The organism is Paraburkholderia sp. J8-2 (assembly GCF_905220195.1).
GTDB lineage: Bacteria > Pseudomonadota > Gammaproteobacteria > Burkholderiales > Burkholderiaceae > Paraburkholderia.
On sequence record NZ_CAJMZA010000001.1, the window covers coordinates 328,369 to 354,287 of the forward strand.

Consider the following 25,919-nt stretch of genomic DNA (forward strand, 5'->3'; position numbering starts at 1 on the left):
AGCCGAGGGCCGCCATAAGCGGCCCTCGGCTTTTTTGCCATCCGCTCACGCGCCCTGCGCGTCGCGCGCGAGCCCTGCCATGAGGCCGCTTGCGCGCTGCACCTTGGCGAGCACCGCGCGATCGAGCACGGAACGGCCCTCGGGCACAGCCAGCGTAAGAAACGACCGCGCACGCGTGATGCCGGTATAGACGAGTTCGCGCGTGAGAATGGGACTGTACGTATCGGGCAGCACGAGCGCGGCGTGCGTGAATTCCGAGCCCTGCGATTTGTGGACGGTGAGCGCGAACACGGTTTCCACGCCCTGCAGGCGGCTCGGCGACACCCACTTCACGCCGCCCGAGCCGTCGCCCGCCGGGAACGCCACGCGCAACACGGGCGGCTCGCCTGCCGCAACGGGCAACGCCAGCGCGATGCCGATATCGCCGTTCATGAGCCCAAGCTCGTAGTCGTTGTGCATGACGAGCACGGGCCGGCCCGCATACCAGTCGCCGTGCGGTTCGATGAGTCCTTCTTCCTGCAGCAGGCGCGCGACGCGCCGGTTCAGGCCTTCGACGCCCCACGGACCGCGCCGCAGCGCGCACAGCAGTTGGAACGCGCCGTGCGCCTTGAGCACGCGCGCGGCCCAGGTGGACAGCGCATCGGTCGTGGGGCCGGGTTCGGGCCGGGTCGTTCGCATCGTTTCCAGGTAGTGCCGGTAGCCCTGGCGCTGGGCGGCGCTTTGCTCGCCCACGCGGCCATCGACGATCAGCGCGCGCAACGGGCCGTCATCGTCGGCGGGACACACGAGCCGCGCGAGATCCTCGTAGCCGCGTGACCAGATCTTCGCGACACCCACGGCGTCGCCGGTGTTGACGAGTTCGGCCAGCGCGCCGATACCGCTTTCCGATGCAAAACGATGGCTCTCGCGCAGCATCGCAATGGCCTGGTCGAGCGGCAGGCCGTGCGCGTCGAGCATGGCGGCATCGATGCGCTCGCCGGTGGCCGCTTCGAGCCACGCGCGCGACGCCTGCGTGTAATGGCCTTCACGCGCCCGATCGCACAGTTCGCCGAGCACCGCGCCCGCTTCGACCGACGCGAGCTGATCCTTGTCGCCAAGCAGGATGAGCCGCGCGGTGGGCGGCAGCGCGTCGAGCACGGCGGCCATCATTTCGAGGTCCACCATCGAGGCTTCGTCGATCACGAGTACATCGACAGGCAGCGGGTTCGCTGCGTCGTGGCGAAAGCGTCGGCTGCCGGGCCGCGTGCCGAGCACGCGATGCAGCGTGGTCACGACGGTCGGAATCGCTTTGCGCAGCGCCTCAGCATCGACATGCACCTGCAGCGCGTCGAACGGCAGCCGCTCCACGGCGCCCGCAATCGATTCGTTCAAACGTGCCGCGGCCTTGCCGGTGGGCGCGGCGAGCCGGATGCGCAAAGGCCGCGCGGCAGGCGTTCCCTGCGCCGCACGGCCCAGCGCGAGTGTTTGCAGGAGTGCCAACAATCTCACGACCGTAGTCGTTTTGCCCGTGCCCGGGCCGCCTGTGACGATACTGAACGCGCTGCGCGCGGCGAGCGCGCAGGCGAGCTTTTGCCAGTCGGCGGCGCGTGTCTCGCCGCTGCGCGGCGCCAACAGCGCGTCGAGCGCCGCGCGCGCGACGTCGAGCGGCAGCGCGGCTTCGAGCCGTGCGGCGCGGCCAAGCCGGCGCTCGATCCCCTCGCGCACGTCCTGCTCGTATTGCCAGTAGCGCCGCAAATAAAGCCGCGTGCCCACGAGCACGAGCGGCGCGTTGCCTTGCGCAATGTCGGTAGCCGCGGTCTCTTCGCTCACCAGATCGGGCGCGGCGAGCGCCGCGCGCCATTGCGCGAGCGTGACGCCCGCGAGCACTTCGGCAGGCGGCTGCGCCGGCACCGCGCCCAGCACCTGCGGTCCATCGGGTGGCAGGGAAAGCGCGAACGCGGGGTCTTCCAGCGTGGCCTTCAGGTCGAGACACACATGACCGCGCCCGAGCTGATGGCTCGCCAGCGCGGCCGCGAGCAGCAACAACGGCTCGCTGTGCGGCGCTTCGGTCCACAGAAAGCGCGCGAATGCGGCATCGAGCGTACGCAGCCATCCGCGCTCCACCCAGTTGTCGAGCACACCGAGCATGTGCACGGCCGTTTCGCGCGCGGCGCCCCGCCCCGGTTGCGGCTCGATCTCCGGCATGTCCAGATTCTCGAACAGATCGCCGGTGAGGCCGTCCTGCCCTTTGGTGCGGCGCCTCGTCATGCCACGTCCTCCAGCGCGTTGCGACGCGCGAAGAGCGCGTCGAGTCGTTCGATCAACTCACGCGGCGGCCGTTCGCAATGCAGCCCCTGCCCCGGCGCGCGGCCGCCACGCAGGAACAGATACACGGCCCCGCCCACGTGGCGGTCGTAGTCGTAATCGGGCAAGCGCGCCTTGAGCAGCCGGTGCAGCGCGAACAAATAGAGCACGTATTGCAGCTCGTAACGCGAGTGGAGAATCTGCGCGCGCATTTTCGCGCTCGTATAGGAAGCATCGTCGGGACCGAGCCAGTTCGACTTGTAGTCGGCCACGTAGTAGCGGCCTTCGTGTTCGAACACGAGATCCATGAAGCCCTTGAGCATGCCGTTGAGCGTGGCAGCGTCGAGCGCGGGGCGCGCCTCGCCGTCCAGCGTGAATTCGGTGACGAGCGCATCGATTGCCAGCGTATCCACGGCATGGGCCGTGACCCAGAACTCCAGTTCGGCCATGTACGCACCGGGCGCGAACTGCGCGAACGCCACGCTCGACACGCGCTCGCCTTCGATATCGGGCAGGCGCAGCGGCGTGCGCACGAGTTCCAGCATCCACGCCGTAAGCGTTTCGATCCAGTGCGACCAGCCGCGCACGCTGCAACGGCGCGCCACCATGTCGCGCACGCGCGCTTCGTCTTGCGCGATTTCGGCGAAGCCTTCGTTGGCCGCCCACTCCATCAGTTCGTGCAGGAAGGTGCCCGCGTCCGCGCCGCGCTCGAAGCCGTGCATCGGCGCGAGCGCGGGGGCGACGAGCGTTTGCCCCGCGCTCGCGAGCGCTTCGTCGTCCTCGGGTGGCACGCTCGCATCGAGCAGTTCGAGGAACACGTCCTCGCTGCGCGTGTCGGGCGCGCCGCGCGCGTCGTCCGCTTCGACGGGAACGCCCGACCCGATCGACGTTTCGACCGTCTTCAGGCTCGAATAGCTCGCGATCCACCAGCGTTCGCGCTCGCGTGAGCCAAGCGTGCGCGCCTCGCCGCGCACGGCGCCGGTGTCGCGCAGCGCGAGCACGTCGCGACGCGCTTCGGGAGCGCTCGCCACGGCGATATCCGCGCACGGTCCGCGCAACGCGTCGAGCAATGCTTCGGTTTCCTCAGCAGGAATCGCCGCGCCGCCCCCCATGAGATAACCGAATGCACTCGCCTCGACGCCCTGCACCGGTCCATAGCCGACCCACGTCGCGTAACGCGCGCGCGTCAGCGCGACGTAGAGTTTGCGCAGATCTTCGCCGAGGCGTTCGCGATCGGCCTGACTCAGCACGCGCGGGTCGGCCTCGAGCGTCACGCGCAGTTCGCCTGCGTCGTCGTGCCACTTGAACGGCACGTCGTCCGGCTTGACGGCGCGGTGCGCGCACGCGAACGGCAAAAACACGAGCGGGTATTCGAGACCCTTCGACTTGTGAATCGTGACCACCTGCACGAGCCCCGCGTCGCTCTCCAGACGCAACTGGCGTGCGTCGCCCCCGCCGCCTGCGCTTTCGTCTTCGCGCTGCTCGTCGAGATAGCGGATCAACGCGTGTTCGCCATCGAGCTGCGTGCTCGCCTGTTGCAGCAGTTCGGCGAGATGCAGCAGGTTCGTGAGCGCGCGCTCGCCGTTGAGTCCTGCGCCAGCCGCGTCGCCAAGCAAGCGCTGCGGCACATGGAAATCGTTGAAGAGGCGGCGCAACATCGGCAGCACGCCCTTCCTGCGCCAGCATTCGCGGTACTCGCGGAACTGCAGCACGCGCGACTCCCACGCGATCTCGTCGTGCCCGAGCCGGTCGAGTTCGGCCCATTCGAGCCCCAGCGTGGGCGTAGCGAGCGCCGTGCGCACGAGGCGGCCGTCGTCGGGCTCGGCGCAGGCCGCCAGCCAATAGCGCAGCTCTTCCGCCTGCGGCGTCTGGTAGACCGAATCGCGATCCGAGAGATAGACGCTGCGCACGCCGCGCTCGGCCAGCGCTTCGCGTATCGCCTGCGCCTCGCTGCGGTTGTTGACGAGCACGGCCATGTCGGCGGGCTGCAACGGCCGCATGCCGTGTTCGCCCGAGAAGCCCGCTGCATGTTCCTGACCGAGGTTGAGCAGGCGCACCATCTCGGTCGCGCAGCTCCCCGCCATGCCCGCGAGATACGCGCCCTTGCTGAGCGGCTTGCCCTCCGCGGCAGGCGGCATCCAGAAGACGTTGAGCGCGGGCAGCGCCGCGCCGGCAGCGACCAGCTTCTCGGCACGTCCATGCGCATCGGCGGCGACGAACGGCAACGCGTTCTCGCGTCCATCAGGGCTGCGAAACAAAAACGCACCGCTGCCCTCGGGCCGCGATTCCGCCGCCTCGAAACAGCGGTTCACCGCCTCGACCATCGCGCGCGTGGAGCGGAAATTCTTCTTGAGCGTATAGAGCCGCCCTTCGCAGGCACGACGCGCGCGCAGGTAGGTGTAGATGTCCGCGCCGCGAAACGCATAGATCGCCTGCTTCGGGTCGCCGATCAGAACGATAGCTGTTTCGGTGTCATTCTCGGCGATACGGTAGACAGAATCGAAGATCTGGTACTGGACCGGGTCCGTGTCCTGAAACTCGTCGATCAGCGCGACGGGGTACTGCTTGCGGATGATTTCCGCGAGGCGCACACCGTTCTCGCGCTGCAGTGCCGCGCGCAGCCGCGTGAGCAGATCGTCGAAGCCCATTTGCGAGCGGCGCGCTTCTTCCTCCTCGAAGCGGCGCGCCACCCAGCGTGCCGCGTGGCACAGCAGGTCCTGCTTCGCCTCGGGCGGCGCGGCCAGCGACTCGCGCAACGTTTGCATCGCCACGAAGGCCGCATGGTCCGGCGGTTCCCCCTTCACCCAGATTTCGGCGAGGCCGTCGGGCGTGAGGCGCGTCCACACGGCCGCCTTGTCGTCGAAGCCCGGGTGCGCGGATTCGGGATCGTTGGCCCAGTCGCGCAGCTTGCCGATCCACGTTTCGCTGTGCTTCGAATTCAGCTTTCTGGCGTCGAACTGTTTCGCCGCGCGCGCCGCGTTCAGCAGCGCCTCGACCTCGTCGATCCAGACGGGCCACGGCGCCTTCAGCGTTTCGAGTTCGTCGCGCGCGCGCTTGCGGGCGTCTGCGAGCGCAGCGCCTGGGTCGCTTGCCTCCGGTAAAAGATCGGCGTGAGGAAGCAGCCCGCGTATTGCGTTGTGCAATTCGTCCGGACTCGCGAACCATGCTCTCACTTCGGCGGCGCTCGCCGCGTCGAGCGGCGCCATGAAGGTGCGCCAGTAGTCGCGCACGACTTCGGCGCGCAATTCCGTCTGGTCGGTTTCGAGCGTCTGCGAAAAGAGGCTGTCGCTGTCGAACGCGTGCTCGCTGAGCATGCGGTTGCACCAGCCGTGGATCGTCGAGACGGCAGCCTCGTCCATCCATTCGGCCGCGAGTTGCAGGCGCCGCGCGCAGGCCGGCCACTGCTCCGGCGCGTAGTCTTTGCGCAAGTCGTGCAGCAGGTCGACGCCGGGCTCGCGCTCGGGCACGTCTTCCGGCTCCACGCGAAAGCACTCGGCCGCTTCGATGAGGCGCGCGCGAATACGCTCGCGCAGTTCCTTCGTCGCCGCGTCGGTAAACGTCACCACGAGAATCTCTGGCGGCGTGAGCGCGCGGCCTGCCGTGCGCACCTCGTCATCGGCACCCGCTTCGCCGCTTGCCGCATTGAGCGCGCCGTGACCGAGCACGAGCCGCACGTACAGCATGGCAATCGTGAAGGTCTTGCCCGTGCCCGCGCTCGCCTCGATCAAGCGGCTGCCGTAAAGCGGGAAGCGCAGCGGCTCCAGTACGTGTGCGTTCATGGTCCCGAGCGGATTCATGCCGTTTCTCCTGCCTCGCTCGAGGCTCGCTTCGCACGCGACGACGCGAGCGGCGCGCGGCTCACCGGCAGCAACAGCGTCGTGGCGAGCGTGATGAAATCGTCGTGGGCGGCAAGCGCCTCGAAATCGGGGAAGGCGCGGCGCAGATACGGATTCGTCTCGCGCTCGCCGGGCGTGCGTCCATTGCCCTCATATGCCGCGCACGCGGCTTCCCACGCTTCGGCCGGCACCGTGGCGCGCGCGCCGTCGAAGCTGTCCGGCAACTTGCGCAGCCACGCAAACGCGGTCTTCACCGCGAGCGGCAACGGCCGTCGTGCGCCGTCGTCCCATGCGGCAAGCAATGCCAGCAGATAGGCGCGCGCCACCTGCGCATCGAGCGGCGCGAACTCCGCCACGCCCACCTTGCTCACGATCACTGTGGTCACCGGTCCGGCCGCGATTTGTGCAGCGACGTGCGCAACCCAATAAGGCACGAGACGATCGCTTCGATAGCGGCTGTCTTTCACGAGCGTGCCCGGCTCCAGAATCACGCGGCCAAGCGCGCCTTCCGGGCCCGCGCGCAAATCGCCGAGCCAGTCGTCTAGCGAAACGGTGCGGCCTTCCAGCATCGCATCGAGACGAATTTCGTATTGATGCTCGAGCGGCTCGGGCCAGCGCGCGAGCGCCTTGCGATATTCGGCGAACAGCTCGGGCATGGGCGCAAGCAGTTCTTCGCCGATCACTTCGCCAAAGCCGCCCGTCGCAAGATCGCCACTGCGGTGCATGCGCTCGAGGCGCGCAAGCGCGGCCGGTTCGAGATCGTCTTCGCCGCGCTCCATCGCCTTGACCTGCGCGCGGATCAGCTCGTTTTGCAACTGCCACGCCTGCAACGCATCCACCTCGAAGGGCTCGTGATTCTCGCTCGCGGCGTCTTCGCTTTCGAAGGCCACGCGCAGACGCTGCCGGAAGAAGCTGCGCACCGGCTCGCGCAGAAATTCGCCAAGCTCGCGAATCGAAAGCGGCTCGTCGCGTTCGGCGGGCGCGAGCACTTGAGCGCTGGCTTCGGCTGCGGGCCGCGCGTCAGCGGGCTTGGCCCACTCGTGCGCATAGGTGTAGAGCGTGGCCTCTTCCGGGCGCGGCGGAAAATAGTCGGGGCTGAATGGCTGCAAGCGATGCTCAATGGTCAACGCTTCGAGCAGCGCGTCCCCATCGGCATCTTCCTCGCCTTCGAGCCGCCAGCCGGCCTTCAGATGATCGCGCAACTGCCCCACCAGCACCGAAGGCGGGCGCGGCGTGTTGTCGGTCACGCTGCGGCCGATCCACGAAACGTGCAGATGGTCGCGCGCCGAGAGCAGCGCCTCGAGGAACAGATAACGGTCGTCTTCGCGGCGCGAGCGGTCGCCCGGGCGGTAGTCGCGGCGCATGAGGTCGAAGTCGAGCGGCGTGCGGCTGCGCGGATAGTCGCCGTCGTTCATGCCGAGCAGGCACACGCGGCGGAACGGAATGGCCCGCATCGGCATGAGCGTGGCGAACGTCACCGCGCCCGCGAAGAAGCGCTGCGAGAGGCCGCCGCCTTCGAGCGCCGCGAGCCAGTTCTCCGCGACGATGGCAAGCGGCAACGCCTGCGTGAGCGCGGCTTCGTCGCAGGCTTCGCGCCACGTTTCGAGCGCGCCGTCGAGGCGGTCGAGTGTGTAGGCGTCTTCGTCCTGGGCCGCGAAAAAGGCCGCCTTCAAGTCGCGCAGACGTTCGCACCACGCGTCCACCGTGGCCGGCTCGCGCAGCGTGCGCCATGCGTGATCGAGCGCATCCACGAGGCGCGTGAGCGGGCCCAGCAACGCGGCGTCCAGGCCGCCGATTTCGCTATACGGCTCGATGTCGCGCCATGCTCCCGCGCGCTCGCCCGCGGCGTAGCCCAGCAGCATGCGCCGCAAGCCGAACGCCCAGCTATTGGGCGCGTTCAGTTCGTCGGCCTGGGGCAGCCCGAGGCTCGCGCGCTGGCCCGCGTGCAGTCCCCAGCGGATATTTGCGCCGTCGATCCAGTTGCGCAACGTCGGCACGTCTTCGACATCGATGCCAAAGCGTGCGCGTACGGCCGGCACTTCGAGCAGGTCGAGCACGTCGCTCACCGTCACGCGCGAGTACGGCAGCGACAGCAGCATTTCCAGCGCGCCGATGAGCGGGTCGAACGCGCGCTGCGCGCGGTCGGCCACGCTGAACGGGATACTGCGCGGGTCGTTGCCGTCGAGCAGGCCGAACACGGCCTGAATATGCGGCGCGTAGACCTCGATGTCGGGCACCATCACGATCACGTCGCGCGGCCGCAGCGTCGGGTCCGCCGCAAACGCGGCTAGCAGGCGATCGTGCAGAATCTCCACTTCGCGTTGCGCGCTATGCGCAACGTGAAAGCGAATTGATTCGTCCTCCTGTACGTCGACAGGCTCCCAGTGCTCGCGCGTCTCGCCAAGCGGACGCAGATCGCGAATGTCGTCCTGCAACTGCGAGAGCAACGTGAGCGCGTCTTCGCCGTCGAACAGATCGATACGCTGGCCAATGCGCGTGAAATGCGGCGTGTAGGTCTCGCGCGCTTCGTCGCTATCGTATTCGTCGAGCAGGCCGATGAAATCGCGCCCCTGTTTGCCCCACGCCGCGAGCAGCGGCTGCGAATGCAGATGCAGCTGCGCCTCGTCGAGCTGGTCCGGCGCGCCCGCGCGGCGGCGCTGGCGTGCGTGGCGCGCGCGCAGCAGGTCCTGGTCGGCGACGATGTCGGCCCAGTAGTGCATGCAGGGGTTGTGCACGCACATCAGCACCTGGCTCCAGCGCGCGAGCGCCGCGAGCACTTCGACCGACTGGCGCGCGAGGCTCGAAATGCCGAATACGACGAGGCGGCGCGGCAGCCCCTTCGGCCGCGCGTCGCCCTCCTGCCACGACTGCGCGCGCGCCATGAACGCCTCGTGCACGGCGGCACGGCCCGTGTCGCGCAGGCCGATGCCGTCCGGCGCCTGCGCGCTCACGTCCGCGAGCAGCGCGCGCCAGAGCGCCGCCTGCCAGCGCGCCTCCTCGGGCAGCGGCGTGCGCACGTTGCGCGCATCGATCAGCACGTCCTCGTTCGCGGCCCACGCAGCGAGCCAGTCCGCGCGATAGACCTGGTACTGGTCGAGCAAATCCGCCACGCGCTGCGCGAGCTGGAAGCACTTGCGCTGGTCCTCGTCGTTGGCCATGAAGCGTTTGAGCGGCTCATAACCAGGCTCGTCGAGCAGCGCCGGCAGCATGCGCATGAGACGCCATACGAGGCGCGACTTGTCGAACGGCGAGACCGCGGGCACCGCGTCGTTGCCGAGCACCGCGCGATACACCTGCCACAGGAAGCGCGACGGCAGCGACATTTCGAACGCCGCCGCGATACCGCAACCGCCCTCCTCAGGGTCGGCGGCGAACGCGAGCTTGAGCCACTGCGCGATGCCGTTGCTCTGCACGAGGAACATTTCTTTTTCGAGCGGCGCGACCGGGTTCTGGCCGATCCAGTGCACGATCAGGTCGCGCATGCGCTCGGGCTGATTGCCATGAACGAGCATCAGCCCCGTGGGCAGTTCGCGCGCGCTCAAGCGAGGCTCCGGCGCGCGTGGCGCACATTGGGCACGCGTTGGGCAGGCTGGGCGAGAAAGCGGAGAAAAGGGATTGCGGCCATGTCGCCAGTTCGTGTTGGGTGCCGGTACTTACCGATACGAATTGCGCAGGCGGCATTGCGCCCGCGTGATGCGACAGTTTACGACAATCGGGACCGCGGCGAGCGGCGCATTCGCGCGCAGGCCGCGGTTTGGGTGCCAGCCTCGTCAGGCCGTCGCGGCCGGGCCCAGGCGCTTACCCGTAGCCGGATCGAAGAAATGCAGGCGCGCCGGCGGCAAGTGCACCGCCAGCCGCTCGCCGGGCGTGGGCCGCGTTTCGTGCGGCAGGCGCACCACCACATCGGCGCTGCCCCAGCGGCCGTGCGCGAGGTTGTCCGCGCCGAGCAATTCGCAGGTCTCGACTTCGAGCGTGACCGGCTCGTTGGCGCCGCGCGCATGCATATGCTCGGGCCGCACGCCCAGCACGCATTCCGCGCCCTTCGGCAGCCAGGCCGGCGCATCGCCAAGCGGCAGATGCGGCCCGTTGCCCTCGATTTCGAAGCGCTGGCCGTCGTCGCTCACGCGCCCGCGCAGCAGGTTCATGGCCGGCGAGCCGATGAAGCTCGCCACGAACATCGAAGCGGGCCGGTCGTACACTTCGCTGGGCGTGCCGATCTGCTCCGCGCGCCCGCCGTTGAGCACCATCACGCGCTGCGCGAGCGTCATCGCCTCGATCTGGTCGTGCGTGACATAAAGGCTCGTCGTGCGCAGACGCGCATGCAGACGCTGGATTTCAAGGCGCATCTGCACGCGCAGCTTCGCGTCGAGGTTCGAGAGCGGCTCGTCGAACAGAAACACCGAAGGCTCGCGCACGATCGCGCGGCCCATCGCCACGCGCTGGCGCTGCCCGCCCGAAAGCTCGCGCGGCTTGCGCTCCAGCAGCTTGCCCAGTTCCAGGATTTCAGCGGCCGCCGCCACGCGCGCATCAATCGCTGCGCGGTCGAGCCCCTGCAACTTGAGGCTGTAGCCCATGTTGCGCGCAACCGTCATGTGCGGATAAAGCGCGTAGTTCTGGAACACCATCGCAATGTCGCGATCCTTGGGCTCCACGCGATTGACCACCTTCTCGCCGATGGTGATCTCGCCCGACGTGATGGTCTCCAGCCCCGCCACCATGCGCAGCAGCGTCGACTTCCCGCAGCCCGACGGGCCGACGAGCACCATGAATTCGCCGTCCGCCACCTGCACGTCGATGCCGTGCAACACCTGTTGCGCGCCGTCGTATGACTTCGTGACGCCCCGTATGCTCAATGCCGCCATGCCGTCTCCCGAATTGCATTCATGCTTATTTCTCCACATCCACGAGGCCGCGCACGAACCAGCGCTGCATGGCCAGCACCACCACGAGCGGCGGCAGCATGGCGATCATCGTCGCGCACATCACGAGATGCCATTGCGTGGCCGCGTCGCCGCTCGAAATCATGCTCTTGATGCCCACCACGGCGGTCGTCATCGAGGCCGTGCTCGACATGAGGATCGGCCACAGATACTGGTTCCAGCCGAAAATAAACGTAATGACGAACAGCGAGGCGATGTTCGTTTTGGATAGCGGCAACACCACGTCCCAAAAGAAACGCAGCGGACCCGCGCCGTCGATGCGCGCGGCCTCGATCAGTTCGTTGGGCAGCGTGAGGAAGAACTGGCGGAACAGGAACGTGGCGGTGGCCGAAGCGATGAGCGGCAGCGTGAGGCCCGCGTAGGTGTTCGTGAGATGCAGCGTGGCCGCAACCTGCACCGTGGGGAAGATGCGCACTTCCACGGGCAGCATGAGCGTCACGAAGATCAGCCAGAACGCGAGACGCCGCAACGGAAAGCGGAAGAACACGATCGCATAGGCCGAGATGATCGAAATGGCGATCTTGCCTACTGAAATCACGAGCGCCGTGATGACGCTGTTCAGGAGCATCGCGCCGAAGGGGCTCGCGGCGCTGCCCGTGCCCACGTTCCACACGGTGGCCATGTTCGCGAACAGGTGCGTGCTCGGCACGAGCGAGAGCGGCACCGAGAAGACTTCTTTCTCGTTCATCGTGGCGGCGCAAAACGCCACGTACACGGGGAAGGCCACCACCGCCACGCCGAGCAGCAGCATGACGTGGCAGAACAGGTTGAAGTATTTGCGGTTCTCGACCATCAGCTCATACCCCTTAGTACTGCACGCGTCGTTCGATGAAGCGGAACTGGAAGATCGTGAGCGCCGTGACGATCAGCATCAGCACGACCGACTGCGCGCCCGAACTGCCGATGTCGAGGCCGCGAAAGCCTTCGTCGAAGATCTTGTACACGAGCGTGCGCGTGGCCTGCCCCGGGCCGCCCCCGGTTGCTGCGTCGATCACGGGGAAGGTGTCGAAGAGCGCGTAGACCACGTTCACGACGAGCAAAAAGAAACTCGTGGGCGAAAGCAGCGGAAACGCAATGCCGAAGAAGCGCCGCACGGGCCCCGCGCCGTCGATGGCGGCCGCCTCGAAGAGCGATTGCGGAATCGACTGCAGGCCCGCGTAGAAGAACAGAAAGTTGTAGCTGATCTGCTGCCAGACCGATGCGATCACAACGAGCGTCATGGCCTGGCCGGGGTTGAGCGCGTGATTCCACGTAACGCCGAAGCGCGCGAGCGCGAAGGTCACGAGGCCGATGCTCGGGTTGAACAGAAAGCCCCACAGCACGGCTGCAATGACGGGCGCGACCGCATACGGCCAGATGAGAAACGTTTGATAGAAGCGCTTGCCGCGCGTCACATGGTGCGCCATGGCCGCCAGCAGCAGCGAAATGGCGAGGCCCCCGAACGTGACGAGCGCCGTAAAAACGAGCGTGGTCTGGACCGAGGCCAGATAGAGCGGATCGTGCAGGAGCCGCGTGAAGTTGGCGAAGCCGACGAACACCGACGACGTGCCGAAGGCGTCCTGGGCCTGGGTGGACTGCAGCAGCGCCACCCCGGCCGGCCACAGGAAAAAGATCACGGTCACCGCAAGCTGCGGGCCGACGAGCAGGTACGGCAGCAGGCTCGCCCCAAAGCGGGAGCGTTGTTCCATTGCGTCACTCTCCTCGAGTGGCGGCGTTCGGCTGGGCGCGAACGCCAGTTGGCGCGGCTTGTTGATCGAATTGAGCCGCCTCCTGGGCGGCGCCGCGTTCGCATTCTAGCCGAGAGTCATGACAGTGCGGATCAAAGCGCGATTCGAGACTTCATTCGTCTCGATGTGTTGTGCCGAGCGTGGCGATGAGCCGGTCCACCACGCCGATCACGTGCGCCGGCGTAATAGCCTTCGTACACTGGTAGCGAAACGCGTCGCCCGCATGGCGCGGGCACCAGCCGAAGTCGGTGTCGTCGGACTCGTAGCGCGTGTCGTTGTAGCAGCTATTGCAGGCGTGAAAGTTGATCACGCGCCACGGCGTGTGGAATTCCGCCTTCGGGTGCGAGAAGCCGCTGATCAGCACGACCGGCACGCCCACGGCCCACGCGAGCCATGAAAGGCCGCTGCCAAGGCCCACGAAAAAGTCGGCACGGGCGAGCAGGCTCGCGCGTTCCGTCAACGCTCGCGCGCCCGTGAAATCCTCGGCGCCTTCGGGCATGACGTTCAGTTCGCCGGGCAAGCCATATTCGCGGTCGCGGTCGATACACAGCACCCGGTAGCCGCGCGCCAACAGGTGCGCGACGAGCGCCGGCCAACCATGCGGGTTGTTCCAGTATTTGCACTGCGAAGAGGCTTGCGTGGCGATGCAGACATAGCGCCCGGCAATGACACGCTCGGGGCTCGCGACGGAAACGCGCGGGCGGCGTTCGAGCGCCGGCACGCCCAGCATGTACGAAGCGAAGTCCTGCAAATTGCTTACGCGCAGGTCGGTCGGCTGGTGATCGCGGTCGGAGAGCGGCCGGTACGCGCCGACGCGGTAAGTCGCGTAGACGGGCTCGCCGGTTTCATCATCGGCGGCAGCGGCAGCCGTGAACGCGATGGCGGGATAGCTCGCCTCGAACAGCGCATGCAGCGGGGCCGCCATCCGCACGGTCAGCGCACACCCATGGCGCGCGCGAAAAACCTCGAATGCCGGCATCCAGGCGATCGCATCGCCCATCGCGCCCGATCCGACTTCCACGCGCACGTGGCGCCCTGCAGCATCGAAGGCATGCGAAAAAACGCAGCGCGGACCGTCGAATACCTCCAGCAGGAAGCGCACATAGTATTTCCGGCGGCTCGCGGCGATCTCGCCCGCGTGCAACACCTCGTCGAACAACACATTGGCCGTGTCGAGATCGTGCATGCGCACGCGCCAGCCGTCTTTCGGCACCTGCACGCGGCAACCGAAATTGAAGTCGTAGCGGATGCCTTCCGGGCCCGCCAGCGCGGGGGGGCCGGGCTGCGCGAAAGCGGTGGACTGGAGGCCGCGCTGGGCGCCTGGAGAGGGGTGAGTGGAGGGATGCATCGGGCGATCGGGCTGCTGGGACGGTTGAACCGACGCAGCGTATCCCGATCGCGAAAATAACGGGGACGTCGCCGCCCCCTGACTTCATCGTTGAACGCGCGGCTCAGGCAAGCGCCGCAGCGGCAAACTTGCCCATATCCGTGGCCGGATCGCGCAGCGCGTCGAGGTCGAGCTTCACGCCCTTGCCCACGAGCTTCTTGCCGCACAGAAAGTCGGGCATCGAATTGACGGCGTCGACCGCGAGCAGCGCGCGGTCCTTGAGGTAGTACACCGCGAAGCGGCGCGCTACGGGGTCGCCGCGCACGATGGCCTCGTCATAGCCCTCGAGCAGGCCCACCGTCTGGAGCTTGAGGTCGTACTGATCGGACCAGAACCATGGCGCGTCGCACGCGGGACGCGGCTTGCCGACGATCGCCGCGGCCGCGAGCTTCGCCTGCTCCACCGCGTTGTGCACGCTTTCCAGGCGCCCCGCGCGGCCATAGTGCGCAAGCGGCCGGTGCGCGCAATCGCCGATGGCGAACACGTCGGGGTCGCTCGTGCGCGCGTCGTCGTCCACCTGGATGCCGTTGGCGCACACAATGCCCGCCGCTTTCGCGAGCGCCTCGTTCGGCAGAATGCCGATGCCGACCAGCGCAAGCGTGGCGGGCACGATCTCGCCATCGGCCAGCTTCACGCCGGTGAGCTTGCCGCCCTCGCCCACGAGCGCCTCGATCGTCGCGTTCAGGCGCAGTTCGACGCCCTGCGCGCGATGCTCGTTCGCGTAGAACGCGGAAACGGTCTCGCCCGCCACGCGGCCCAGCACGCGCGGCGCCGCTTCGAGCACGGTGACCTCGTGGCCGAGCTGGCGCGCCGCCGCTGCCGCTTCGAGGCCGATATAACCGGCGCCGATCACCACGAGCTTTTCGCCCGGCTTCACGCGCTCGCGCAGCACGTCTGCGTCCGCGAGCGAGCGCAGCGCGATCACGCCCGCGAGATCGTGGCCCGGCACCGTCAACGCGCGCGGCGTCGAGCCGGTGGCGAGAATCAGCTTGTCGTATTGAACGTGGCTGCCGTCGGCGAGTGTGAGCGTGCGGTTCGCGCGGTCGAGCGACTGCGCGCTTGCGCCGAGCTTCAGCTCGATGCGCTGCTCGTCATAGAACGCACGCGGCTTGAGCCACAAGCGCTCGACGTCGGCCTCGCCCTTCAAATAGGCCTTGCTGAGCGGCGGCCGGTGATAGGGCGGCACCGGTTCTTCACCGACCAGCACCACGCGGCCGTCGAATCCATATTGCCGCAGCAGCGCCGCGGCGTTGCCGCCCGCATGCCCTGCCCCAACGATCACCACTGTGCTGCCGTTTTCTTGCATGTCCGCTCCCGCTTGATCCTGCTCTTTACCTATTAATCGATTCATCGCGCGCATCGGCGGCCAGGACTCATTCATGCACTTGAATCCGCGCCGCGCGCCGCGCCAGGAACGAGATCATCTCATGGTTCGCACACGCACGCGGCGCTTAGTCGAAGGCGCGATCGTTCGGCGCGGCATAGAGCGCACGCAATTGCCCGCTCATCGGAAACGCGAAATTCACGCCTTTGGGCGGCACCGGCTTCTCGAACCACTTCGCGTACATTGCGTTGATTTCGCCGCTCTTCATGATCCCCGCCATCGTGTCGTTCACGAGTTGCCGGAATTCGGGGTCGCCGTTGCGCATCATGAACGCATACGCCTCCAACGATTGCGGCGTACCCACGATCACCCATTCGGACGGCTTCTGCGTGAGCGAGCGCGTACCGGCGAGCAGCACGTCGTCCATCATGTAGGCCACGACGCGCCCCGACTCGAGCGTGGCGCGCCCCTCGGCATAGTCGCGCGCGCTGATGATGCGCATGTTCATCTGCTTGTCGAGGTTCATGCGCCGCAGGATGCGCTCGGACGTCGTGCCCTGGTTCGTGAGCACCGTCTTGCCCGCGAGATCGGGAAAGTCGTGAATGCCCGAATTCTTGTGCGTGAGCAGGCGTGTGGTCGCAATGAAGAACGTATTGGAAAAGCTCACTTGAGCCTCGCGCGCTTTCAGGTTCGTCGTGACGCCGCACTCCAGATCCACGGTGCCGTTCTGCACGAGCGGAATGCGGTTTTGCGAAGTGACGGGAATGAAATGCACCTGCAAATTCGGACGCTTCGTCCTGAGCTTGACCGCGTCGATCACCTTGTTGCAGATGTCCTGCGAAAAGCCGATCACCTGGTTGTCGCCAATCACGTAAGAGAACGGGACCGAAGTCTCGCGATACCCAACGGCGATGATGTTTGCCGCGCGGATCTTGTCGAGCGTGGGCTGCGCAACCTGGGCGGCCGCCGGCTGCAGTAGCGCAATGCATGCCGCGAAGGACCAGCAAGCCAGCGACAGCAGCTTCAGTGCGTTCATCAGTCGGTCCTCTACTCGCGTATCGTTGTCTTGCGCGTTCAAAGCCTACATATGTCGTCAGAATCGATCATCGCGCAACATGTGGGAAATACCAGGGCTTTCCCGAGATGTTAAGCCGACGACGAAAAAAAAGCAGCGGACCTTGCCGCTGCTTTTCTAGCTCAATGCTGCGCAATCTTCGGGGCAAACGCCATCAGCCGTTGACGATCTTCTTCGGCTGCAGCAGCGCCAGCACCGCGCCCAGCACCATGGCCGCCGAAACGCAGTACATGCCCGCATTCGTGCTTTGCGTCGCGTCCTTCATCCAGCCGATGATCGAAGGGCTCACGAAGCCCGCGAGATTGCCGATCGAGTTGATCATGCCGATGGCGGCGGCGGCCGAACCGCCCGCGAGAATCGCGCTCGGCCAGGTCCAGAACACGGGCATCGTGGCGAGCATGCCAGCCGCGCCCACCGAGAGCGCGAGCATGGCGAGCGGCACGTTGTTGCCGAACACAGTGCTGAAATACAGGCCGAGTGCCGAAGCCAGCGAAGCGATGGCGAAGTGCCAGCGGCGCTCGCCCGTGCGGTCGGCGCTCTTCGCCACGAACAGCATGCTGAACACCGCGCACGCGTACGGAATGGCGGTGAGCAGGCCCACGTCGAGCGCGCTCTTCACGCCGCTCGCCTTGATGAGCGTGGGCAGATAGAAGCTGATGCCGTAAAGGCCCATCATGCAGCAGAAATAGATCACGGCCATGAGCCACACGCGGCCGTTGGCGAACACCGAGCCGATCGATGCGTGGCCCTTGCCGGCCTGGTCCTGCTCGATATTGCGCTCGAGCACGGCCTTCTCGTCTTCCGAGAGCCACTTCGCCGCGCGAATGCCGTTAGGCAGATAGAAGAGCGTAATCACGCCCAGCACGAGCGAAGGCACGGCTTCGATCAGGAAGAGCCACTGCCAGCCCGCCCAGCCGTTCGTGCCGGTGAACGCCGAGAGAATCCAGCCCGAAAGCGGGCCGCCCAGCACGCCCGCGATCGGAATGCCGATCATGAAGAGCGCGTTCATGCGGCTGCGGCGCGCGGCCGGAAACCAGTAGGTGAGATAGAGCACGATGCCAGGGAAGAAGCCGGCCTCGGCCACGCCCAGCAGGAAGCGCACGAAATAGAACTGCGTGGGCGTCTTCACGAGCAGCGTGGCCGCCGAAAGCACGGCCCACGTAATCATGATGCGCGCGATCCACACGCGCGCGCCCACGCGGTGCATGAGAATATTGCTTGGGACTTCGAAGAAGAAGTAGCCGATAAAGAAAATGCCCGCGCCGAGACCGTACACGGTTTCGCTGAACTGCAGGTCGCTCAGCATCTGCAGCTTGGCGAAGCCTACGTTGACGCGGTCGAGATACGCGGCCACATAGCAGAGGAAAAGAAACGGCAACAGGCGCAGCGTCGCCTTGGAATAGGCGCCCGCTTCGAGATTGTGTAGTGCGGCCTTCGACTGGCCGCCGGCGATCGTATTCATGGTCTCCGACATGGTGCGAAGCCCAAGCCGCAAACGGCAAGGGCCAAGGAAAACGAGGGCGCATTGGCCGGGTTTCAACCCCGAGGTTTGTCCCCAATACGTTGCGCCCACAACAAGATGCGCGCAGTTGCGCGGCGCGCAACGCCGCACGATAGCATGCAAAGCGCATCATCGTAGCGAGACGCAACAATTACTGTCAACTGTTTGTAAGTAACGGGAATACGCCCGAAACGCCGCTGCCCCGGGACCTGGCGCTAGAATCGTCGAACTCGCTCTCGACGAACCGCTTGCATGGAGAACCGCGCGCCATGACTTCCACCCCGCTGCCCCGCCGCCCGCGCGTGTATCTCGCCGGCTTCGACGTCTTCCGGCGCGACGCGCTCGAGCACGGCGCCCGCCTCGTCTCTGCGTGCGCGGAATATGGCTTCGAGGGCGTCTATCCGCTCGACGCGCAAGTGCCGCCGGACCTCGACGGCCCGCGCCTCGCCGCGTGGATCTATCGCGCGAACGTCGAAGCGATCCGCGCCGCCGATATCGTGATGGCAAATGTGAACGACTTTCGCGGCCCCGGCGAGCCCGACTCCGGCACCGCCTTCGAGATCGGCTATGCAACAGCACTAGGCAAGGAAGTCTGGGCCTACACGTCCGACCAGGGCACGCTCATCGAACGCGTGCCTTCGGTGCCCGACGCGCAGGGGCGCGTGTGCGAACGCGGCTATCTGGTGGAAGATTTCGGCCTCGCCAAGAACCTGATGATCGCGTGCGCGGCGCGCCTCGTGCAGGGCGACGCGCGCGCGTGCCTCGAAGCCATGGCGCAAGGGCGCACGCGTTGAGAGCGTACGCCCCCGCCTCAATGATGCATGGTGCTCATCGTGCTCATGCGCTGGAGGGCGCGGATGCGCGCCACCGCGGGGCGGTCCGTCACGGCGACCTGATAGAGCTTCGCGAGATCGGCCTTGAGCGCCGTGCGTGAGCCGGCGTCGAGATACACCATGTGCCCCGACGGATAGAAGCGTGCGCTCAGGTTATCGCGCACCTTCTGGTCGAGGAGCGGCATCTTCTGCAAGTCGATCACGGTCTGGTAGAACGGCGTGACGAAGTCGTAGTAGCCGTTCGCCGAAAGCACGCGCAAATCCGGGTTCAGCGCCATCACCGCCGCCAGGTCGCCGGCCGTGTAGAGCACGATATTGCCCTGTGCATCCACGCCCTTTTGCGCGCCCGTCGGATCGATATGGCCGAAGTTCCAGTTCTTGAATGCCTGATCGTTCAGGTCCGTGAACGACGAGTTCGTGCGGAACTTCAGCTGCTCGTTCAGGTAGCTGTTCCACATCGCCGTATACACGCCGCTCACCGCCGTCATGGTGGGATCGTTGCCGCCCGAGTTGGGGTCGATATTGCCGGCAATGCCCGTGTCGATGGCAGTCACGCGGCCGTCGTACGAGCCGAGCGCCACGCCCTTGTCCTTCATGAGCGTGGTGAGAAATAGCGAATTGCCGCGGCTGTCGTACGAGGCGATGTCGAGATTCCACGACTCCAGCGTTTGCGTGTCGATGCCCGTGTATTGCGACAGCGTCTTCAGCGTGGCCGGAATGCCCTTGTCGCTGGGATCGGGAAACTTCGACAGCGCCTGCAGATAATCGGTGCGCGCGAATTGCGCGACCTGCGCGGCGAACGCCTGCAGGTCCTTCGGTGCGGGCGTCACGCCAAGGCGCTTGTGGTACCAGGCGTCGGCGGCCGCCGTGGGCAGCGCGCCCACCGGATTGCCGCTTTGCGTGTAATCGAGTATCGACGACTGCAGCGTGATGCCGTTCAGATCCACGCCATCCTCGTGCAGCCGGTAGGCAAGCACGCAACTGCGCGCCGTGCCATACGATTCGCCATAAAGAAACTTCGGCGAATTCCAGCGATCGTTCGCCGAGAGGTAGCGCTTGATGAACTGCTTGAGCGAATCCGCGTCCTGATCCACGCCCCAGAAGTCGCGATTGTGATGCGGCGCGATCGCGGCCGAATAGCCCGTGCCCACCGGATTGATGAAGATGAGGTCGCTCTTGTCGAGCAGGCTGTCCGGATTGTCTTCGAGCGTATAGGGCGCGGGCGGCGTGAAGCCCGGCATCGAGGTCTTGATGCGCTTGGGCGCGAACGAGCCGAGCAGCACGAACACGGAAGACGAGCCCGGCCCGCCGTTGTAGAAGAACGTGACGGGACGGTCCTGCGCCTGCACGCCGTCCTTCGTGAACGCCACGTAGAACATCTTGGCATTGGGCTGCGAGCTGCTCGGATCGACCGTCACGAGATGACCGGCCGTAGCCGTATAGGCGATGACTTCCTTGCCGATCTGAATGGCGTGGTGCGTGATTGCGGCATTCTCGGTCACGTCGGTGACGAAGTCGTCGGGACCGTTGCCGTAAGCGGTGGGATCGAAGCACGGCTGGTCGGCCTGGGAGCGATGCTTGCCGTTGCCGCTCGCGGGGCTGGCCCCTTGAGCGCCGCCGTTGCCCTTGGTGGACTGCGCTTCGTCGTTCATGTCGTCTCCACTTTCTGTGTGTTCGCGTTTGAGACCGTGAATGCAGCTTCGAATGGCAACCTTTCATGCAACTCGCATGCGCTCGCCATTTCCTTCTCGCCGGGGCGGCGCGCCGCGCTCATCCTACGTCGAGCCGAGTGCCGCCGCCACCTTGCTGCCGACCGGCGTGCCGAGGCCCGTGCAGGCGTCCCAGCCGGGCGCCGCGGAGAAGTCGCCATTGCTGCCGCTCGTCACGTCGTTGAAGGCGCCGGGCTGCGCATAGAGCCTCGCGTTCGCGAAGCCCACGGGCGTGCCGCGCGCCGCGTTGATACGCGCGATCAGCGCAGCCCACAGCGGCGCGACCGCGCTCGTGCCGCCCACCACCGTATCCGCGCCGGCCACGCGCACTTCGTAGCCCGTGGCTGGGTCGGCATCGGCTGAGACATCGGGCACGCCGCGCCGCACCAGCGCACCGGCCCCGCCGCTGCCGCGCACGACGCGCAGACCCTTTTGCCAGTCCGGCAGCGCGAACGTCGCGCTCACGCCGCCGCCGGTCGCGCCGTTTTCGCCGTCGCTCCACACGGTCTCTTGCGAGATGCGTCCGTTCGATGCCGCGATGTGCGTGCCGCCGCAGCCGAGCGCATAAGGGCTCGACGCGGGGAAATCGACATGATCGGCGCCGTCGCCCACGCCATCCGACGAGCCGCTGTCGCCGGAGGCCGCACACACGGTCACGCCGAGCGCGACGGCCGTTTGCATGGCGTCGTTCAGCGCGCCGAGCGTTTGCTGCGACCACGCCGACTCCGGCGCGCCCCAGCTGATCGAGATGACCGATGGCTTGCGCTGGCTGTCGTGCAGCGCCGCGCTCACCGCATCCACGAAACCGGCCTCGCTGTTCGGCGCGAAATACACGGCAATGAGCGCCCCGGGAGCCAGCGCGCCCGCGATCTCCACGTCGAGCGTGACTTCGGCGTCGGGCCCGTTGGGGTCGCCGGTCGGCGCATTCGTCGCCTGATCGACCGACACATCCTCCACGCGCGGCGCGCTCACGCCCAGTGCCTTGAAATACGCGGTGAGGTCCGCCGTGTCGTATCCGCCGCCCATTTCGACGATTGCAATGCACTGGCCGCTGCCGTCACCTGCGGGAAAGCTGTAAAGCTCCGCAAGCTGCAAAGGCGTGAACGACCGGGTCACCGCGCGCGCGGCACGGATGGGCGGACGGATGGGTGCGCCAGCAGCCGGCGCATTGGCGAGACTCGTCGGCACGAAGCGAAAGTGCGGCTGCGCCTTCGCGCGATTGTCGAGCCCCACGACGGCGGTGACGACCTCGTGCATGTCTTGCGGCAAATGCAGAGGGCCGCTCGGCTGGTGAAAATGATGCGTGGTCTTGCCGACCTGATGTTCGAAACGCTGCAAATCGATGCCAAAGGCGGCGTTGTACTGCTGCACCGTGCCCGAGAGCACGACCCGGCGCGCCGAGGCGTCGGCGTGGTCCACGGCGAGGCCGTGCGCCTTCGCGAACTGTTCGACACGCTCGATATCCGCCGTGCTGGCGCCAAAGCGCCGCTCATACTCTTCGCGGGAAACCGGCTTGGCGGCGGGGTCGTTGGCGGTGAGCCGGTTGACCAGCTCGTGAAATTCAGGCGACGCCTGACGCCGCAGGATCAACACGATCTTGAAGCGCTCCGCCGGGTCGCACGCGCCGACGCACTGCGCGCCAGCGGGCGCGGGATGTTCGCTGCCTGCCACGGGAAGGTGCCTGGTCATGGCCGGTTTCTCCTTCGTGAAGCGCGTGCCTGTGACTGGACTCTGGCGCCCGGACGCGCGTTGAATCACCGCAATTGCGCGCACCAAACCAGCCCGGCATGCCATACGACAATCGTTGGGATATTCATGCAGCATCGCCACCGCACGATGCGGCCAACGGCGCAGCGCGAGCACAAACGAAACGTTGTGCGCATTCGGCGTGCCCGCCAGAATCGTTATACACCGATGACGATTGCAAATCTCTCCGGGCGCAAGCGCATGGCCATGCCAGGAGATCGTTGGGGAGGAAGGCAAGATGTGCAAAAAGCGCGCGGGCACTGAGCCCGCGCGCTTCGAATGACCCCGTAGCGTGGTTGCGCCGCTGCGGAGTGGTTATGCCGCAGCAGCGAGCGCGGCCGGCAGATGCGTTTGCAGATACGCCTCGAACTCGTCCTTCACCTCCGGATGGCGCAGCGCGAACTCCACCGTTGCCTTGAGGTAGCCGAGCTTGCTGCCGCAGTCGAAACGCGTGCCCATATAGCGGTACGCGAGCACCTGCTCTTCGGTGAGCAGCGACTGCAATGCGTCGGTAAGCTGCAGTTCGCCGCCCGCACCCGGCTTCAGCGAGCGCAGATGGTCGAAAATCGTGGGCATCAGCACATAGCGGCCCACCACGCCGAGATTCGAGGGCGCGGCTTCCGGCGCCGGCTTTTCGACGATGCCCGACAGCTTGAACACATCCTCCTCCCACTCGCGGCCATCGACAATGCCATACGACGCGCTGTTTTCACGTGCGATCGATTCCACACCGATCACCGAGCTGTGATAGTGATTGAACGTGTTCACGAGCTGCTTCATGACGGGCGTGGGGCTGTAGAGCAGGTCGTCCGCCAGGATCACGGCGAACGGCGAGCCGCCCACGAGCTTTTCCGCGCACAGCACGGCGTGGCCCAGACCGAGCGCCTCGGCCTGGCGCACGTAGAAGCAGTCCACATTGGCGGGCTTGATGCTGCGAACGAGGTCGAGCAGCTTTTGCTTGTTGCGGGCTTCGAGTTCGCATTCGATCTCGTACGACTTGTCGAAATGGTCTTCGATCGCGCGCTTGCTGCGGCCGGTCACGAAGATCATTTCGGTAATCCCCGCAGCGATCGCCTCTTCCACCGCGTACTGAATGAGCGGCTTGTCGACGACCGGCAGCATTTCCTTGGGGCTCGCCTTGGTGGCGGGCAAGAAGCGCGTCCCCAGGCCTGCAACAGGAAATACCGCTTTGGTTACTTTGAGCATGATGTCCATTCCCAGATCGTTCGTTTGAGTCTCGGTCTCGCAGCGAGGCAAGCCGACTTCCCCGAGGTTCTGCACTGGCAGATTCTTGTATTGAACAAGATTGTTTACCGCCTTTTAAAGAATAAAAAAGGCCAATAAATTCAGATTGTAAGATTCAAGCTTAACACCGGAAATTATTTCCATTCATTCCGAATAATTTATAGCGAATCGGCATGAATTTCCTGATCCGGCTTGTGTCGGTGACGCGTCTCGTTCGGGCGCAGTCTACTCCGCTTCATCGGCGGGCGGCAAGGCGCCGGAACGCGTGCGTGCGCGCCGGATGGGCTCATTGCGCAAGGCCTCACGATATGCGGATACCCCCACGAGTATCAACAGCACGGCCACGCCGGCCAGCAAGTGCAGGTTCATCGGATTCTCCAGCGACCATAGTCGATCACACACAAACTAGCATTTCAAATTCCACAAATAAACTGCTTTGATTTTCAATCTATTTATTTCTCCATTTCTCTTAACCGCTCGAATACATTTTGAAAATATTTTGCTTACTTCACTCGCGCGCGCGCCCCTAAGATCGCCGGGTACTCTCCCCAAGGACCGGCTGACACCGATGAGCGATCCCGTACTCCAAACTGCCATGCCGCCTGCGTCTGCGCTTCCCGCCGCTGCTGTGTCCTCTGCGGCGCGGCCCTTGACCGCGGCGCGCGAGCTTGCAGGCGATCAACTGATCGAGGCTCTGCGCGGTTTTGCGGCCCTGCTGGTGGCCTATTTCCATTGCCGCCAGGTGACCTGGATCGGCATGGGTGCGTTTCACCAGTTGCACGCGAGTCTCGCGAGCCCAGGCACGATCGCCGCGTGGCTTACGTTTCCCATTGCCTGGGGATCGGCGGGTGTGCCGATTTTCTTCGTCATTAGCGGGTATTGCATTCACCGCAGCGGCGCCGCGCGCCTGAATGCAAACCCCAATTTCCGGCTCGACACGCGGCAGTTCTGGCTGCGCCGTTTCGTGCGCATTTATCCGGTGCTGCTCGCGGCGTTGCTGCTCACGCTGGCTGTGGATTCGGTCAGCCTCTCGCTCTTTCCTGTGAGCCACAAGATCAATGGCATCGGGGTGCGGGACTTCTTCGTCAATCTTTTCTCGCTGCAGGGCGTGGCCGGTAAGACGTATGGCTCTAACGGCGCGCTCTGGACCCTTTCGCTCGAAGTGCAGTTTTATCTGCTCTATCCGCTGCTTTTTGCTGCGCGCCGGCGGTTTGGGCTGAATGTCGTGCTCGCTGCTGTGGCGCTCATCAACGTGGTGTCTGCGTTGACGCTGGAGCGGCATGACATCGTCGTCTTCACGTCGTACTGGTTCTCGTGGATGCTCGGCGCATGGATCGCCGAAGTGCGCTTGCGTGGGTCTTCCGGGTTCCGGTTTGCCTATCCCGCTGCGGCGCTTTTCGCCGTGGCCGGATGCGTGGCGTTTCACTTTGGCCAGTTTGGCGCGTTCCAGCTCTGGGCGTGTGCGTTTGCCTGCTATCTCGTGAAGGCGCTTGCGCAGCCTGCTTCTCCTGGCATGCTCCACCTGCTGTTCTCCAAACTCGGCGATTTCAGCTACTCGCTCTATCTCATCCATTTGCCACTGTTCGTGCTGCTCGGGTCGCTGTTGTTTCGCTCCGAGTTGCAGACTTCGATCTGGCCGTCGTTCGGTTTTACCCTCGCCGTGATTCCTGTTGGCTGGGTGTTCTATCGGCTCTTCGAGCGGCCTGCGCTGAATGCTGCCGCGCGGCTTAGGAGGCGGGTCGCCGTTTGATCGTGGGTCCTTGGTGCTTTGGCCTTTTCTTGTTTTCGCGGCGGTATGCCAGCGTTGCCCCTGTGCGGGGCGGCACCTACTTTTCTTTGCAGCGGCAAAGAAAAGTAGGCAAAAGAAAGCCGCTCAAACCGCTAATGCCTGCCACAGTTCACATCGCACCACGAAAGGTGAATGGCTCCGGAGCGTCTGTCATCTCGCACCATTTTCGTTAGTGACAAGGGGCTCATCCGTTCCCGCTGCTCGCTACGCGCGCAGCGGTTGGGTCTGCAAGGGAAACCAGGGGGCGTTGTCATTCTTGGCGGAAGGCAAGCGCACCAATGGCTTTAGGTTATGCCCTTCGGCGCGCGTAGCGCCGCCGGAAGGATGAGCGCCTTGTCACTGAGTTCGGTGGTGCGAGGTGACAGACGCTCCGGAGCCATTAACCCTTGGTGGCGCGATGTGAACTGTGGCTGGCGCTGGCGGTTTGAGCGGCTTTCTTTTGCCTACTTTTCTTTGCCGCTGCAAAGAAAAGTAGGTGCCGCCCCGCACAGGGGCAACGCCTGCATACCGCCGCGAAAACAAGG

16 protein-coding genes are annotated in these 25,919 nt (G+C 65.6%); 2 read left to right on the forward strand and 14 right to left on the reverse strand.

What is annotated here, in order from left to right:
- Positions 1 to 45: 45 nt before the first annotated feature.
- The 10 genes from recD to U5A52_RS01500 form a co-directional block, all read right to left on the reverse strand.
- Complete coding sequence (recD, locus tag U5A52_RS01455) at positions 46 to 2,247, reverse strand: exodeoxyribonuclease V subunit alpha (protein ID WP_321933548.1); 2,202 nt, start codon at positions 2,245 to 2,247, stop codon at positions 46 to 48.
- Positions 2,244 to 6,080, reverse strand: a complete 3,837-nt coding sequence (recB, locus tag U5A52_RS01460; RefSeq protein ID WP_321933550.1) for an exodeoxyribonuclease V subunit beta — start codon at positions 6,078 to 6,080, stop codon at positions 2,244 to 2,246. Before recB ends, recD begins: the two co-directional genes overlap by 4 nt.
- Positions 6,077 to 9,661, reverse strand: coding sequence for an exodeoxyribonuclease V subunit gamma (gene recC, locus U5A52_RS01465; protein WP_321933552.1), 3,585 nt, complete (start codon positions 9,659 to 9,661; stop codon positions 6,077 to 6,079). Before recC ends, recB begins: the two co-directional genes overlap by 4 nt.
- Before the next feature lie 228 nt (positions 9,662 to 9,889).
- A complete protein-coding gene (locus U5A52_RS01470; RefSeq protein ID WP_321933554.1) occupies positions 9,890 to 10,981 on the reverse strand; it encodes a sn-glycerol-3-phosphate import ATP-binding protein UgpC in 1,092 nt (363 codons plus the stop codon).
- A gap of 25 nt (positions 10,982 to 11,006) precedes the next feature.
- Complete coding sequence (gene ugpE / locus U5A52_RS01475; protein WP_321933556.1) at positions 11,007 to 11,852, reverse strand: sn-glycerol-3-phosphate ABC transporter permease UgpE; 846 nt, start codon at positions 11,850 to 11,852, stop codon at positions 11,007 to 11,009.
- 13 nt (positions 11,853 to 11,865) lie between these two features.
- Complete coding sequence (ugpA, locus tag U5A52_RS01480; RefSeq protein ID WP_321909313.1) at positions 11,866 to 12,747, reverse strand: sn-glycerol-3-phosphate ABC transporter permease UgpA; 882 nt, start codon at positions 12,745 to 12,747, stop codon at positions 11,866 to 11,868.
- Between the two features lie 151 nt (positions 12,748 to 12,898).
- Entirely contained in the window at positions 12,899 to 14,134 is a 1,236-nt protein-coding gene (locus U5A52_RS01485) for an autotransporter strand-loop-strand O-heptosyltransferase (RefSeq protein WP_321933557.1), read from the reverse strand.
- A gap of 103 nt (positions 14,135 to 14,237) precedes the next feature.
- Positions 14,238 to 15,479, reverse strand: a complete 1,242-nt coding sequence (locus tag U5A52_RS01490) for an NAD(P)/FAD-dependent oxidoreductase (protein WP_321933559.1) — start codon at positions 15,477 to 15,479, stop codon at positions 14,238 to 14,240.
- A gap of 145 nt (positions 15,480 to 15,624) precedes the next feature.
- Complete coding sequence (locus U5A52_RS01495) at positions 15,625 to 16,533, reverse strand: transporter substrate-binding domain-containing protein (RefSeq protein ID WP_321909320.1); 909 nt, start codon at positions 16,531 to 16,533, stop codon at positions 15,625 to 15,627.
- 193 nt (positions 16,534 to 16,726) lie between these two features.
- On the reverse strand, positions 16,727 to 18,034 hold the full coding sequence (locus U5A52_RS01500; RefSeq protein ID WP_321909322.1) for an MFS transporter: 1,308 nt from the start codon (positions 18,032 to 18,034) through the stop codon (positions 16,727 to 16,729).
- 308 nt (positions 18,035 to 18,342) lie between these two features.
- On the opposite strand from U5A52_RS01500, the gene U5A52_RS01505 reads away from it, so the two are divergent.
- On the forward strand, positions 18,343 to 18,867 hold the full coding sequence (locus tag U5A52_RS01505) for a nucleoside 2-deoxyribosyltransferase (RefSeq protein ID WP_321909324.1): 525 nt from the start codon (positions 18,343 to 18,345) through the stop codon (positions 18,865 to 18,867).
- Between the two features lie 17 nt (positions 18,868 to 18,884).
- Here the strand turns inward: U5A52_RS01505 and U5A52_RS01510 are convergent, their stop codons facing one another.
- From U5A52_RS01510 to U5A52_RS01525, 4 genes are all read right to left on the reverse strand, one after another.
- The gene (locus U5A52_RS01510; protein WP_321909326.1) at positions 18,885 to 20,558 is read right to left on the reverse strand and encodes a S10 family serine carboxypeptidase-like protein; all 1,674 of its coding nucleotides are present in this window, start codon (positions 20,556 to 20,558) and stop codon (positions 18,885 to 18,887) included.
- Positions 20,559 to 20,681: 123 nt separating this feature from the next.
- The gene (locus U5A52_RS01515) at positions 20,682 to 22,304 is read right to left on the reverse strand and encodes a S53 family peptidase (RefSeq protein ID WP_321909328.1); all 1,623 of its coding nucleotides are present in this window, start codon (positions 22,302 to 22,304) and stop codon (positions 20,682 to 20,684) included.
- Between the two features lie 372 nt (positions 22,305 to 22,676).
- Entirely contained in the window at positions 22,677 to 23,567 is an 891-nt protein-coding gene (galU, locus tag U5A52_RS01520; protein WP_321909330.1) for a UTP--glucose-1-phosphate uridylyltransferase GalU, read from the reverse strand.
- 264 nt (positions 23,568 to 23,831) lie between these two features.
- Positions 23,832 to 23,975 (reverse strand): hypothetical protein, encoded by a 144-nt coding sequence (locus U5A52_RS01525; RefSeq protein ID WP_199272116.1) that lies wholly within the window; start codon positions 23,973 to 23,975, stop codon positions 23,832 to 23,834.
- Between the two features lie 199 nt (positions 23,976 to 24,174).
- Between U5A52_RS01525 and U5A52_RS01530 the strand changes: the two genes are divergently transcribed.
- On the forward strand, positions 24,175 to 25,356 hold the full coding sequence (locus tag U5A52_RS01530; RefSeq protein WP_321933561.1) for an acyltransferase: 1,182 nt from the start codon (positions 24,175 to 24,177) through the stop codon (positions 25,354 to 25,356).
- Positions 25,357 to 25,919: the final 563 nt, after the last annotated feature.